The sequence below is a fragment of the Shinella sp. JR1-6 genome, assembly GCF_004284735.1.
In the GTDB taxonomy this organism is placed as follows: Bacteria; Pseudomonadota; Alphaproteobacteria; order Rhizobiales; family Rhizobiaceae; genus Shinella.
In genome coordinates this window covers 380419-393960 of the sequence record NZ_SHMI01000002.1, presented here as the reverse complement: position 1 = coordinate 393960, position 13542 = coordinate 380419, and the positions used below count along the sequence as shown (strand labels likewise).

Sequence of the window (13542 nt, the reverse complement as noted above, 5' to 3'; positions counted from 1 at the left end):
CGGAGCAGGCGGGGTCAAAGGCAATCGTGCGCGATGGCGCTCAGTGCAGGCCGAAGAGGGTCAGCAGCTCCTCGCGGTGACGGACGAATTCCGGCGCGCTGCGGTCGCGGGGACGCGGCAGGTCGATCTCGATCAGCCGCGGCGCGGCGTTCTTCTCGCGCGGCAGGATGAGGATGCGGTCGGCAAGGTAGATGGCCTCCTCCAGGTCGTGTGTCACAAGGATGGTCGTGACGTCCTCATCGCGCCAGATGCGCGTCAGCTCCTGCTGCATGCCGATCTTCGTCATGGCGTCGAGCGCGCCGAGCGGTTCGTCCAGCAACAGGATCTCCGGCTGCACGGCAAGCGCCCGGGCGATGCCGACGCGTTGCGCCATGCCGCCGGAAAGCTGGCGCGGATAGGCGTTCTCGAAGGATTGCAGGCCGACGAGCTGGACATAGCGCCGCGCACGGGCCTTCGCTTCCTCGCGGGAGGCCCCACGCGTATCGAGACCGAAGGCGACGTTTTCGAGCACGGTCAGCCAGGGCAGCAGGCGCGGCTCCTGAAAGATCACGGCGCGTTCCGCGCCGACGCCCGAAACGGCCTTGCCGTCGATCAGCACCTCGCCGCCATCGGCATCCTCCAACCCGGCAAGGATACGCAGCAGCGTCGTCTTGCCGGAGCCGCTGGCACCGACGATGGCAAGGCTCTCCCCGGAGTGTATCTTCAGGTTGATGTTATCGAGGACCGGCAGCGGCCGGCCATCGAGCGTGTAGGATTTCGAGAGGTGACGGATCGTCACCTCTCCGCGGATCGTTGCAGGGGCAAGGCTCATGGGAGACCTCAGTTCGTTGCCGCGTCGGGCGAATAGAGCACGTCCTTGGCCGCGAGCTGGCCTTCCTTCAGCTTGCCTTCGCGGACCAGAACGTCGATCCAGAACTGCACGTCCCGCTCGACCGGAAGGCCGCCGGCACGAACGCCATAGCCGCGGAAATATTGCGCGATATCAGGGTTCTCGCCGCGTTCCTGCAAGGCCTTTGCGAGGATCTTGCGGGTCTCCTCGGGGTGCTCGCGGGCATAATCGAGCGCACGGGCCGACTGTTCGACGAAGATTTTTGCCACCTCGGGATGCGTCTTGACGAAATCACGGCGCAGCACCACGAAGCCGCCGGCGATCTCGCCGAGCACGTCCGTATCGTCGAAGATCGCACGCAGGCCGCCATTCTTGCTGGCCGCACCCTCGAAGGTCGTCTGCCAGTATCCGAACGCCGAGATGTCCACCTGGCCGGAGCGCAGCACCTGCTCGAGCTGCGGGCCAGGCACGACGACCTGGTTGGCTGCATCCGTCGGCAGGCCGACCGAATGCAGCGCCTCGCGGATCGTATAGTCGAGATGGGCGCCCAGCGTGTTGACGGCGATGCTCTTGCCGGCAATGTCCTTGATATCCTTGATCGGGCTGTCTTCCAGCACGTAGAAGATCGACTGGACTTCGGCATTGATGCCGTTCGAGGGATAGGCGGCGACGAAATCGTTGCCGCCGATGATCGAGTTCAGAACGGCGGAGGTGGCCGCACTGCCGAGCTCCACATCACCGGAGGCGAGCGCGATCAGCGAGGCCGGGCCGCCGGCGGCATAACCGACATTTTCGATCGTGATGCCGGTTCCCTTGAAATAGCCGAGTTCGGCGGCAAGCTCATGGGCGGAAAGACCGCCCTGGCTGGCGAGGTACCGCAGGTTCACATCCTCGGCGAAGGCCGCGCCGGCAAGGCCCAGGAAGAGGGTGGTGGAGAGGAGAAGTTTTCGCGAGTGGAAGGTCATGGCGGTGTCCTTTGACAAAGAGAAATGCGGAAGGTTCAGGCGTTCGGCTGCGACCAGCGGCAGAGTTTCTTCTGGAGGAGGACCAGCACCGCATTGGCGAGGAGGCCGAGCAGCGCCAGAAGCAGGATGGCGGCGAACATCAGCGGGACCTGGAAATTGTACTGGGCGTTCATCACCTGGAAGCCGATGCCCTTGTTGGCGCCGATCATCTCGGCGGCGATGAGGAGCAGTAGCGCCGTGGTGGCGGAGAGGCGCAGGCCGACAAAGATCGCAGGAACCGAGGCCGGCAGGATGACGCGGCGGAAGATCGTCAAACGCCCTGCGCCATAGGTCCGCGCCATCTCGATCAACTTGCTGTCGACCTCCTTCACGCCGCCGATCGTGGCAAGCAGGATCGGGAAGAGCGTCGCCCAGAAAATGACGAAGACTTTTGACGTTTCACCGAGCCCGAGCAGCAGGATGAAGACGGGATAGAGCGCCAGCGCCGAGGTCTGGCGGAAGAACTGCAGCAGCGGATCGAGCGCCTGCTCGACGATCTTCGCCTGCCCCATGACAAGGCCGAGCGGGATGCCGATCGCGACGGCGGCGACAAAGGCGATACCGGAGCGCTGGAGGCTGATGGCGATGTCATCGAGAAGCGCGCCGCTGGCAAGGCTGTCCCAGAGAGCCGAGACGATGATGTGGAGCGGCGGGAAGACGGAGGGATTGACCCAGCCCTGCGTGCTCGAAATCTGCCAGAGCGCCAGGAAGGCCAGAACCAGTCCGTAGCGGGCGAGGAACGACGGCAAGAGCGCATTCAACCGTGTCGCAAGACCGGGCGCCGCCGGTGGCCGGTTCGCAAGGCGAAAATCCGCACCGAGGGTGGAGTTCACGTTTTCATAGGACATCGTCGTCTCCTATTCGGCGGCCTGGACGGCGGCGCGTGCGCCGGCCCAGCGGTTGACGGGGAACGGCAGACCGAGGTTTTCACGTAACGTCGTGCCCTCGTAGGCGGTACGGAACAGGCCACGGCGCTGGAGTTCGGGGATGACCAGATCGACAAAGTCGTCGAGCGCCGTCGGCAGCCAGGGCGGCAGGATGTTGAAACCGTCGGCGGCCTCGTTCTCGAACCATTCCTGCAGCGTATCGACGATCGTCTCTGGCGTACCGACGACGGTGTAATGGCCGCGGGCGGAAGCGATCCACTGGTAGAGCTGGCGGATGGTGAAATTGTTCTCGTCGGCGATCTGGCGGATCAGCGCCTGACGGCTCTTCATGCCCTCGGTCGGCGGTGCGGGCGGCAGCGGACCATCGAGGTCGTAACCACGAAGATCGAGCGTGCCGCCGGTGAGCCCGTTGAGGAGGCCGACGCCATCCGCTTCGACGATCAGCGCGGTCAGGCGGTCGTATTTTTCGCGCGCCTCCTCCAGCGTTCGGCCGACAAAGGGCGAGACGCCAGGCATGATGAGGATATGGTCCGGATTGCGGCCAAGGCCGCGGGCGCGCGCCTTGATGTCGCGGTAGAATTCCTGTGCCGTCCCGATATGCTGGTGGGCGGTGAAGATCACTTCCGCCGTCGCGGCGGCAAGCCCGCGGCCGTCATCCGACTGGCCGGCCTGCACGATGACAGGATGGCCCTGCGGCGAACGGGCGACGTTGAGCGGCCCGCGCACCTGAAAATGTTCGCCGCGATGGTCGCTCTCGTGCAGCTTCTCCGGATCGTAGAAGACGCCACTCTCCTTGTCGCGCAGGAAGGCGTCATCCTCGAAACTGTCCCAGAGCTTCTTGACCACATCGACATGCTCGGCAGCGCGGCGATAGCGCGCGGCATGGGGCAACTGGGTCTCGCGGTTGAAGTTCTGCGCGGTCGGATCACCCGTCGTGGTGACGACGTTCCAGCCGGCACGCCCGCCGGAAATGAGGTCGAGCGAGGCGAATTTGCGGGCCGTGTTGTAGGGCTCCTCGTAGGTCGTCGAGGCGGTGGCGATGAAACCGAGATTTTTCGTGAAGGGCGCAAGCGCCGAAAACAGCGTCACCGGCTCGAAGCCAGCGACGCGGGCATTGCCCCCTTCCCGCGCCCCGCCGAACCCGATGGCAAGGTTTTCCGCCAGGAAATAAGCGTCGAACAGGCCGCGCTCCGCAGTCTGGGCGAGTTGCTTGTGGAACTCGAAGCTGGTGGCGCCGTCCGCCGGCTGGTCCGGGTGCCGCCAGGAGGCGACGTGCTGGCCGCCGCCGGGAAGGAATGCGCCAAGCCTGATCTTGCGTGTCATCATGTTTCCTTTCATCGCATCTGGAGAGGGCCGCGTCGGCCACAGGGGTCCGATCCCGCCCGCGGCGGGGTACGGCAGTGCTCGGATGTGGATGTCGGTGCGGCGGGCGCCGCTCAGCAGGCGTCAGGACAGGGCATGATAGCGGCCGTCCTGATAGAGCAGCGAATGGCCGGCGCCGAGGCGGATCGCCAGAACCTTGCCGATGATGATGACGTGGCTGTGCCGTTCGATGGCTTCCTCGACAACGCAGTCGATTGCCGCGACGGCATCGACCAGGAGCGGCGCGCCGCTGACGGCGGTGGTCCAGTCCGCGCCGTGGTAGCGATCGGCGCCACGAAGACCACCGCGGCCGGCAAACTGGTTGGCAAGGGCCTCATGGGCGCTGCCGACGATGTTGATGCCGAGATGGCCGTAGCGTTCGACGACGGGCCAGGTGGACGAGGTGCGATTGAGGGAGACCAGCATGCGCGCCGGCTCGACCGAGAGCGCCGTCGCCGACGTGACGGTCGCGCCGGTGCGGGTTTCGCCCTCGCCGGCCGTGATGATGCTGACGCCGCCGCCGAGCGTGCGCAGCGCCGCCTTCAGCGTGTCGGCGTCGGCCGGCTGCTCGATCAGCGACGTGCCGTGAAGGTTGAAACGTGTGTTTTCGACATGGGCGTTCATCGTTCCCGCTCCGCTTGAGACCCTTGATGGTGATAGGGATAACAAGCGGAAGCCCGGGATAGCAGGCACGCCATTTCTTATTTCACTATTTTTATAGAAAATATGAATTTCAATTGCGCATCGCCCGTGGATGCACGCGCCGACCGGCGAGAGCAGAGCCAGACGCACCGCAAAACCAGGCGATGCGTCCGGCATGGGCTCAGGCGCGCCCGCGCCGCGCCGCCATCGCCGTCACCTCGACGCGCATATCGGGATCAGCGAGCGCGGCGACCCCGACGGCGCAACGCACCGGATAGGGCTTCTTGAAATAGGCGCAATAGACCTCGTTGAAGGCCGGGCGCTCGTTGATGTCGGTGAGGTAGATTGTCAGATGGATCACGTCGGCAAGGCTGCTTCCGGCCTTTTCCAGCGACGCCTTCAGGCTCTCCAGCGTCGCGATGCTCTGCGTCCTGATATCGCCAGTCTCCAGCGATCCGTCGGCGCGCAGCGGGATATGCGTGGTGACGAGGAGGTTGCCGAGGCCGGCGGTGTCGGAGGAGATCTCCGTCTCGTCGGTATCCTCGATGAAGAAGGGGGCGTCGTTGTCAGCCATGGCGATTCTCCTTGAATGCGTTTGCCGGCCAGCACGAGCGGCTTTGCCGCGCGCCGTCAACCGAAATCCGGCCTCACCAGACCGTGCTGCGTGCGGCGACTGCCTCGACCCGCGTCACGATGCCACCGCGGTGGAAGACCATACGGTCGAACAGGTTGCTGACGACACAGGTGTGGTTCGGCACGATGCGCACCACGCTGCCGATGGCGGGAAACTCTCCCCGGCAATCCTTGAGATCGACCACCGCATGCTCCTCCGAGAGCGAGACGATGCGGGCACCTTCGTGGCCCTCGATCTCGCCGTAGTCGCTGAAACCGAGCAGGTCCGAGGTCAGCGCCTTGGAACCGGCATCCAGCACCGCACGATCCTCTGCCGGGCGCGAGACGACGGTCGCAAGGATATGCATGGCAAGATCCTGCCGCGTGCAATGGCCGGCGCGCACCATGCTCCGGTCGTTGTAGACATAGGTTCCCGCGCGGTGTTCGGTGGCGGAAGGCACGAGATGGGCCTTCCAGAGGTCCGGCGAACCACCGCTGGAGCGCACCGGGCAATCCAGCCCCCTTGCCGCCAGCAGCGCCATGGTCCCGGCGATGAAAGCCTCCACGGCGCTTGCGCCGTCGGTTGCAGGGTAGGTGAGGATGCCGCCGAAGCGGAGGGCCGGTGCGGCGGCGATGCGGGCCGCCAGATCCGTTGCCGCCTCCGGTGTCTGCACGCCGCATCGGCGCCCGCCCGTATCGCACTCCACAAGCACGGTCAACGGACGGGCGGCATCGAAGGCGCGGGCAAGACCGTCCACGGTCGTGGCGCTGTCGGCGACCACGGCAAGGCGCGGCACCCGCTCATGCAGCCCGCGCAGGCGCCCGAGCTTCGCCGCACCGAGGATGTTGTAGGTGATCAGGATGTCCTCGAAACCGGCATCGGCGAAAACCTCGGCCTCGCTGATCTTCTGGCAATTGAGACCGACGGCGCCGGCCGCGCGCTGCGCCTCGGCGACGGCGACGATCTTGTGGGTCTTGATATGCGGGCGGAAGGCCTTGCCGTGCCCGTCGAAATAGGCCTGCGCGCGGGCGATGTTGGCGGCCAGCCGGTCCTCGTCGATGACGGGCATCGGGGTGAGGACATCGTCGAGCGGCGTGCCGGCAGTGGGCCAGGGATCGGTCATGGGAAGCCTTCCAGTCTTGGCGCCTGCAGCGCCTGTTGGGGTGTGGTCACTATGATGAAAACAGTGGCGGGGCAAAACCGAAATCCCCGCGCCTGCCTCGGTAACATCTCAGGCCTTGCGCTCCTGAAGAATGTTTCCGCCATCGACCACCAGCACGGCACCGTTGATATAGCTCGCCTTGGGTGAGGCAAGGAAGGCGACGGCGGCCGCCACTTCGTCTGGCCGGCCTGCGCGGCCACAGGGTGTCGCCATGGCGGCGCGGCGCTCCTCCTCCGTCGACGCGCCGGTATCGATCCAGCCTGGCGCCACGGCATTGATCGTGACGCCATGCGGGCCGGCTTCGAGCGCCAGTGCATGGGTGAGGCCGACCATGCCGGCCTTGGCGGCGGAATAGGCCGTCTCGCCGGGATTGGCGACATAGGGGCCCGTCACCGACGCCACATTGACGATGCGGCCGTAGCCGTCCGCCAGCATGTCCGGCAAATAGAGGCGTGTCGAAAGGAACGTCGTCTTGAGCGTGACGGAGATGCCGCGGTCCCAATCCGCCTCCTCCAGCATCGCAAAGTCGCGCTGCAGTGCCGGCTGCGCGAGGCTGCCCATGCCGGCATTGTTGACGAGCACCGCGGCCGGCCCCGTCGCTTGCCGCAGGCGCTCGACATCGGCCTTGACGGTGAGGTCGCAAATGTGGCCCGTCGCGGAGAACCCGTTACGCCTCAACTCCGCGGCACGGGTGAAAATCCGATCGCTCGTTGCTACGAGGTGGACGGCATAGCCCTCCTCCGCCAGGCTCCGTGCGCAGGCAAAGCCGATGCCGTCCTCGGCCCCTGCTCCGGTGATGATCGCCGTCTTGCGCTGCATCCGTCCCTCCTCAGTAGCCGGCCGTCACGCCGAAATCTATGGAAAGCGCGGCCCCGGTGATGGGCGCGGCATCCGGCTCGCAGAGATAGGCGACCATGCGGGCGATCTCCTCCGGCCGGATGAAGCGGGCGGCTTCCTGCTGGGGATAGTTGGACAGGAGTTTCGCCTTGTAGCCGTCCGGGTCGCCTCCGCCATAGCGTTCCGCCTGGAACTCGATCATCGGCGTTGCGACGTCGCCAGGGCAGACCGCGTTGACGCGGATGCGGCGCGGCGCAAGTTCCAGCGCCAGCGCCTTGGTCAGCAGAACCAGCCCGCCCTTCGAGGCACAGTAGATCGACGCGCCGTTGTTGCCGACGAGGCCGGCATCCGAGGCGATGTTGACGATGGAAGCGCCGTTCTCCAGATGCGGAATGGCCGCCTGGATGAGGAAGAACGCTCCCTTGAGATTGACGTCGAGCACGATGTCCCAGTCCTCTTCCGTCATCGTTCCGGCCGCACCCTCGCGCCAGACACCCGCGGCATTGACGAGGGCGTCGAGGCGCCCGCGCCAGGCGAGCGTCTTCTCCACGGCAGCGGCACAGGAGGCGACCTTGCGCATGTCGAGCGGCACCGCAAGCGCGGCACCGCCCCCGACTTGCACTGCCTCCGCCGCGGCCGTCAGGCGTTCGGATTCAAGGTCTGCGAGAACGACAGCGTAACCGTCGGCGGCAAGCCGCGTGGCAATCGCCGCTCCCATGCCGCCGGCCCCACCGGCTATGAGCGCTACTCGGGTCTGGTCGGTCATGGGTGTCTCTGCTCCAATGCGATATCCTCCCGGAAGAAGAATGGGCGACGGCGTCGATAGTCAACACCGCAATTCAGGCAACCCAGCGCTCAGTGGCGGCCGTCGTCTCAGGCCGCGCGTTCGCGCCACCAGTCCTGTGCCTGCAGTTTCCAGTAGGTCAGCTGTGCCACCGCCAGCCCTGCAAGGCCGCCGGCCCAGACAAGGCCGAAGGGCGCAAAGAGCCTGTAGCGCTCGCTTTCGCCGAGAATGCCCTCCGCAATGACCTTGCCGCCGATCGCCGTCGTGTTGAGGCCGTGGCCGCCGAAGGCGGTGCAATGCCAGACGCCCGGTGCCATGCGTCCGATCTGGGGCATCAGGTGGCGGGCATAGGACATCAGACCCGACCAGGCGAGCTCCGTCCCGAGACCGGCAAGCTGCGGATAGGTGCCGACCATTTCGGCGCGCAGTTCGCGCACCAGCCCGGCTGTCGAAGCGGCGCGGGTGGTGATACGCCCGCCCCAGAGCAGCCGCCGGCCGCCATCGACGAGGCGGTAATAGTCGCCCGCCCGGCGGTTGTCGCCGATGGCGTCGCGGGTGGCGATTGCCGAGGCGAGAAGGTCGGGCGCCTCCTCGCTGACCATCACATAGGTGGCGATCGGCAGGAAGGCACGCCGGAGCCGCGCATTCAGCGACGCGGTATAACCACCCGTCGCAAAGACGACGTCGCGCGCCGTCACCATGCCGCCCGCCGTCCTCACTCGCTTTTCCGCCTCGTCCAGTTCGCTGCCTGTCGCCGTAGACTGCTCGAAGATGCGCCCGCCGAGGCGCTCGATTTCGCGGACAATGCCGCGCAGATAGTTCAGCGGGTGCATGTGGAAGGCAGCCCCGTGGCGCACCGCCTGATGGTAGCGATCCGATTTCAGCACCGCGCGCACGGCGTCGCGATCCATGTAGGCGATGTCTTCGCCATAGCGCCGGCGCGCCTCCTCCACATCGGCCCTGAGACGCGCGCCGTCATCGTAGCGCAGCACGCTCACCAGGCCGGGCCGGAGATCTGCATCGGAAAGGCCGAGGGTCCGGATGTTGTCGCGGACGAACTCCACACCCTCCATCGACAGGCGATACAGGTCGTGCGCCACGGCCGGGCCGGCCATGCGGGCAATATTGTCCTCCCCCGTCGCATAACCGGCGCTGACGAAGCCGCCATTGCGCCCGGAGGCGCCGAAGCCGATGCTTTCCGCTTCCAGCACCACGACGCTCCGCCCCGCCCGCGCGAGCTGGAGAGCCGTCGAAAGACCGGCAAGACCGCCGCCGATGATCACCGCGTCGCACTCGACGGTGCCGGAGAGCGCCGGACGCACCACCTGATCCGTCATGGTGCGGCGATAATAGGTATCCGGATAGACCATGCTGCTCCCCCTCGGCCTGCGACAGGAGGGACTGATGCGCATCCCGTGCCCGTTCGTCAATCAGCCCTAAAGCTGATGCAGCACGAAGGGCTTGCCCTCGATCGTCTCCACCCGCATGCGGAAGCCGAAGACGGTTTCAAGCATTTCCGGCGTCAGGATCTCCGTCGGTGCGCCGTCCGCAACGATACGGCCGCCCTTCATCGCGACGATACGGTCGGCATGGGCGCTCGCCTGGTTGATGTCGTGCAGCACGATGACGACCGTCTTGCCCTTGCCGTCGGCGGCGCTGCGCAGCGAGCGCATCAGCTCACGGGCATAGTACATATCGAGATTGTTCAGCGGCTCGTCGAGCAGGAGGTAGTCCGTACCCTGCGCGAAGGCCATGGCGACCAGTGCGCGCTGGCGCTGGCCGCCGGACAGCGTCTCGATGAAGCGGTCGGCAAGGTCGGCGAGGTCGAACTGGGCAATGGCCGCGGCGATGATGGCGTGGTCGGCCTCGGTAAGGCGTCCACGGCCGTGGGGAAAGCGGCCGAAGCCGACGAGCTCGCGCACCTTGAGGCGGCTTGCCACCGTTGTGTCCTGCCGCAGGATGGCGATGACGCGGGCAAGTTCCCGGCCGGGCGTCGTGTCCACCGGCAGGCCGTCGATGTCGATGGTACCCGTCTGGAGCGCTTGCAGGCGGGCAACGAGCGAAAGAAGCGAGGATTTTCCCGCGCCGTTAGGTCCGATCAGCGCCACGACGCCGCCCTTCGGGATCGTCAGGCTGACATCCGTGAGGATCGGCGTTGTCCGGTGTTTGAAGGAGACGTTTTCGATCCGGATCATTTTCGGCTCCCGAGAACCAGCAGCAGGAGGAAGACAAGCCCGCCGACGAATTCGATGACGACGCCGAGTGCTGTGGCATTGCCGAGCGCGTGCTGGAACAACGTCTGCCCGCCGACAAGCACGGCGATGCCGGCAAGGGCTGCTGCCGGCAGCAGCACGCCGTGACGGCGGGTATCGACGATGCGCTCGGCGAGCGCCGCCACCAGAAGACCGAAGAAGGCGACCGGCCCGACGAGCGCCGTGGAGACGGCGACCAGCGCGGAGACGAGCAGCAGCAGGCCCGTCACCGTGCCCGCCCAGCCGACGCCGAGCCCCGTCGCCGTATCCGGCCCGAGCGAGATGACGTCGAGCACGTGGCGCGCGCGCCAGGCGATGACGGCGGCGACGACCGTGACGATGGCGGCAAAGACCAGGAGGTCGGTACGCACGGCATTGAAGTTGGCAAAGCTCGCCGATTGCACGACGGAGAATTCGTTGGGGTCGATGAGGCGCGCGAGCAGCGAATGCAGACTGCGGAACAGGACGCCGAAGACGACGCCGGCCAGCAGCATCAGCCCCATGTCGAGGCGGCTCTTAAGCATGGGCAGCAGCAGCGCCGAGGCGAGCGCCATCAGCACCAGCACCTCCAGGCCGAATTTCAGCTGCGGATCGAGCGTCACGTAACCGACCCCGCCGAGCAGGAAGACCATCAGCATCTGGCCGAAGAGGTAGAGGGCATCGAGGCCCATGATCGATGGTGTCAGGATGCGGTTGCCGGTGACCGTCTGGAAGATCACGGTGGAAATGGCGATCGCCACGCCCACCTGCACCAGAGCCGCAAGCTTCAGCAGCCGCAGTTCCAGCACGAAGGCGATGTTGCCCTTGAGGCCGATTGCCAGGAACGCGGCGGCGGCGGCAAGGGCTGCCGCGGCAAGAGCGAGAAGACGACGGTCAGGCATGGGCGCCACGCCGGAAGAGCAGCCAGAGGAAGATCGCGCCGCCGACCACGCCCATCACCGTGCCGACCGGGATTTCGTAGGGATAGCGGATGAGGCGCCCGACGATGTCGCAGGCGAGAACCAGTCCCGCTCCACCGGCGGCGACCCAGCCCAGCGTGCCGCGCACATTGTCGCCCATCAGGCGCGAGACGATGTTGGGCACGGCAAGCCCGACGAAGGGGATCATGCCGACGACGGCAACGGCCAGCGCGGTGATGACGGAGACGAGGACGAGGCCGATCTGCATCATGCGGGCATAGTCGATGCCAAGCCCGATGCTCGCCTCCCGCCCGAGTGCCATGATGCTCAGCCGGTCGGCCACCACCCAGGCGATGGCGACCATCACGGCAGCGATCCACAGGAGCTCGTAGCGCCCGCGCAGCACGCCGGAAAAGTCCCCGTTGGTCCAGACGGCGAGGAACTGCAGGAGATCCGCCTGCCAGGCTGCATAGGTCGCCGCCGCGCCGATGACCCCGCCATAGACGATGCCGAAGAGCGGCACGAGAAAGGGCTGGGCGGGCGGCAGGCGATGGGCGGTCGCCAGGAAGATCGAGGTACCGAGAAGGGCCGCGCCGCTGGCGACGAGCGTCTTCACGGGCAGCGCGGCGGCGGGAAAGAGCAGCGTGACGAGGAGGATGCCGAGTTCGGCGCTCTGCGCCGTGCCTGCGGTCGCTGGCTCGACGAAACGGTTGCGTACCAGCGTCTGCATGATGAGCCCGGCGATCGCCAGCCCGGCGCCACACAGGACCGCGGCAAGCGTGCGCGGCAGGCGGCTGACGAGGAGGAGCTGGAGCGCTTCGGGATCGCTCAGCACCCGGCCGAGCGGCAGCGGACTGACGCCGACGGCAAGGCTCAGCACAAAGAGGACCGCGAGCCCGAGGCCCGCGATCGTTCCGGTCCGCAAGGATGGGTGCAGGGCGCTGGCGCTCATTTCGCGGCGGAAAAGGCCTCCGTGACCGTCGCAAGCACGCGTTCGAGCGACTGTACGCCGCCGGCCGCGATGTAGAAATCCGGTGCCGGCAGGTAGACGACCTGGCCCTTCTTCCACGCCGTCGTTTCCGCGACAAGCTCGTTGTCGAGCGTCACCCTCGCGGCCTGCTCGTTGGAGCCGACGGCGGCGGCACGGTCGAGCACCAGCAGCCAGTCGGGGTTCGCCTCGCGGATGAACTCGAAGGACACCGCCTCGCCGTGGGTCGCCGTCTCGATCTCGGCGATTGCCGGCGGCAGGTCGAGCGCCGCATGCACCCAGCCGAAGCGCGAGCCGGGGCCATAGGTAGAGACCTTGGGCCCGTTGGTCATGACGATCAGCGCCTTACCCTTGCCGGCAACAGCAGCCTTGGCAGCAGCAAGCTTCGTGTCCAGCTCGCCGGCAATCGCCTTTGCCTCAGCCGCCTTGCCGAACAGGGCACCATAGGCCTGAAGGCGCAGCTTGGCCTGCCCGACCAGATCGTCGCCATCGATCGTCATGTCGATCGTCGGCGCGACCTTGGCCACAACATCCGCCTTTGCGGCGGACCGGCTGCCGACGATGATGAGATCGGGACCGAGCGCGCTCAGCGCCTCGAGATCGGGCTCGAAAAGGGTGCCGACCGTGGTCGCACCCGCCTTGATCGGCTCCAGCGCGGGAACGTAAAGCTTGTCCGGCACGCCCGCCGGGCGGATGCCGAGACGGTCGAGCGTATCGAGCGCAGCCATGTCATAGACGGCGATGGTCTTCGGCACGCCGTCCACCGCGACCGTTCCCCGCGCCGTCGTCACGTCCATGGCGCTGGCGGGCAGGATGGAAAGGGCAAGCGCGGCGAAAGCTGCGAGCGGGCGGAACTGTTTCATGGTCTACCTGTCATGCTGGATGGATGCGAGCGCTCAGCCGGCCTTGTTCTGCCACTGCCAGTCGAGCGGCTGAAGCTCTTCGCGGAAGGCGAAGCGCGCGAGGTGGGATTCGATCACCGACTGGGTCTGGGCGAGATCCTCGCCGTTTTCCGCCCGGGCGGTCATGCGCAGGCCATAGTCATCGGCATCGAGAATGCCGAGGCCGCAAGCGAAGTGACATTCACCGTGGTTTTCCGAAGCAGTGACCTCGATCTTGTGGGCGAAGTGCTTGCACAGCTGGGCCAGGTATTTCCGGCCGTGGGCGGTTTCCAGATAGGCGGCGGATTCGAGCATGGCCTTCCCTTTCATTCTTGTCCGGCGGTCGGCTCTCCTGCCGAGGCACCGAAAACATAACGTCTTTACTCATGTTTTCTCAACAAG

General features: G+C 66.3%; 15 protein-coding genes. All 15 read right to left on the bottom strand.

The genetic code is table 11. The features are described from left to right. Positions 1-40: 40 nt before the first annotated feature. The 15 genes from EXZ48_RS04495 to EXZ48_RS04425 all read right to left on the bottom strand — a co-directional run bounded on the left by EXZ48_RS04495 (position 41) and on the right by EXZ48_RS04425 (position 13455). Positions 41-811 (bottom strand): ABC transporter ATP-binding protein, encoded by a 771-nt coding sequence (locus tag EXZ48_RS04495; RefSeq protein ID WP_130514463.1) that lies wholly within the window; start codon positions 809-811, stop codon positions 41-43. A gap of 8 nt (positions 812-819) precedes the next feature. Continuing rightward, entirely contained in the window at positions 820-1794 is a 975-nt protein-coding gene (locus tag EXZ48_RS04490) for an ABC transporter substrate-binding protein (RefSeq protein ID WP_130514462.1), read from the bottom strand. 35 nt (positions 1795-1829) lie between these two features. Continuing rightward, complete coding sequence (locus tag EXZ48_RS04485) at positions 1830-2681, bottom strand: ABC transporter permease (RefSeq protein ID WP_050744863.1); 852 nt, start codon at positions 2679-2681, stop codon at positions 1830-1832. A gap of 9 nt (positions 2682-2690) precedes the next feature. Next, complete coding sequence (locus EXZ48_RS04480) at positions 2691-4043, bottom strand: LLM class flavin-dependent oxidoreductase (protein ID WP_130514618.1); 1353 nt, start codon at positions 4041-4043, stop codon at positions 2691-2693. Between the two features lie 123 nt (positions 4044-4166). After that, positions 4167-4706, bottom strand: coding sequence for a flavin reductase family protein (locus EXZ48_RS04475; protein WP_130514461.1), 540 nt, complete (start codon positions 4704-4706; stop codon positions 4167-4169). 199 nt (positions 4707-4905) lie between these two features. Further along, entirely contained in the window at positions 4906-5298 is a 393-nt protein-coding gene (locus EXZ48_RS04470; protein ID WP_023513952.1) for a RidA family protein, read from the bottom strand. Positions 5299-5371: 73 nt separating this feature from the next. Beyond that, the gene (locus tag EXZ48_RS04465) at positions 5372-6460 is read right to left on the bottom strand and encodes a D-TA family PLP-dependent enzyme (RefSeq protein WP_130514460.1); all 1089 of its coding nucleotides are present in this window, start codon (positions 6458-6460) and stop codon (positions 5372-5374) included. A gap of 108 nt (positions 6461-6568) precedes the next feature. Beyond that, complete coding sequence (locus EXZ48_RS04460) at positions 6569-7318, bottom strand: SDR family NAD(P)-dependent oxidoreductase (protein WP_130514459.1); 750 nt, start codon at positions 7316-7318, stop codon at positions 6569-6571. A 10-nt stretch (positions 7319-7328) separates the two neighbouring features. Continuing rightward, complete coding sequence (locus tag EXZ48_RS04455) at positions 7329-8102, bottom strand: SDR family NAD(P)-dependent oxidoreductase (RefSeq protein WP_050744858.1); 774 nt, start codon at positions 8100-8102, stop codon at positions 7329-7331. 107 nt (positions 8103-8209) lie between these two features. Continuing rightward, on the bottom strand, positions 8210-9490 hold the full coding sequence (locus EXZ48_RS04450; protein WP_130514458.1) for an FAD-binding oxidoreductase: 1281 nt from the start codon (positions 9488-9490) through the stop codon (positions 8210-8212). 66 nt (positions 9491-9556) lie between these two features. Next, on the bottom strand, positions 9557-10315 hold the full coding sequence (locus tag EXZ48_RS04445) for an ABC transporter ATP-binding protein (protein WP_130514457.1): 759 nt from the start codon (positions 10313-10315) through the stop codon (positions 9557-9559). Beyond that, positions 10312-11253, bottom strand: coding sequence for an iron chelate uptake ABC transporter family permease subunit (locus EXZ48_RS04440; RefSeq protein WP_024271431.1), 942 nt, complete (start codon positions 11251-11253; stop codon positions 10312-10314). Before EXZ48_RS04440 ends, EXZ48_RS04445 begins: the two co-directional genes overlap by 4 nt. Next, positions 11246-12223, bottom strand: coding sequence for an ABC transporter permease (locus EXZ48_RS04435; protein ID WP_130514456.1), 978 nt, complete (start codon positions 12221-12223; stop codon positions 11246-11248). The genes EXZ48_RS04440 and EXZ48_RS04435 overlap by 8 nt, the downstream gene beginning before the upstream one ends. Further along, complete coding sequence (locus EXZ48_RS04430; RefSeq protein WP_050744855.1) at positions 12220-13122, bottom strand: siderophore ABC transporter substrate-binding protein; 903 nt, start codon at positions 13120-13122, stop codon at positions 12220-12222. Before EXZ48_RS04430 ends, EXZ48_RS04435 begins: the two co-directional genes overlap by 4 nt. Before the next feature lie 33 nt (positions 13123-13155). Then, on the bottom strand, positions 13156-13455 hold the full coding sequence (locus EXZ48_RS04425; protein ID WP_130514455.1) for a DUF2218 domain-containing protein: 300 nt from the start codon (positions 13453-13455) through the stop codon (positions 13156-13158). Positions 13456-13542 lie beyond the last annotated feature (87 nt).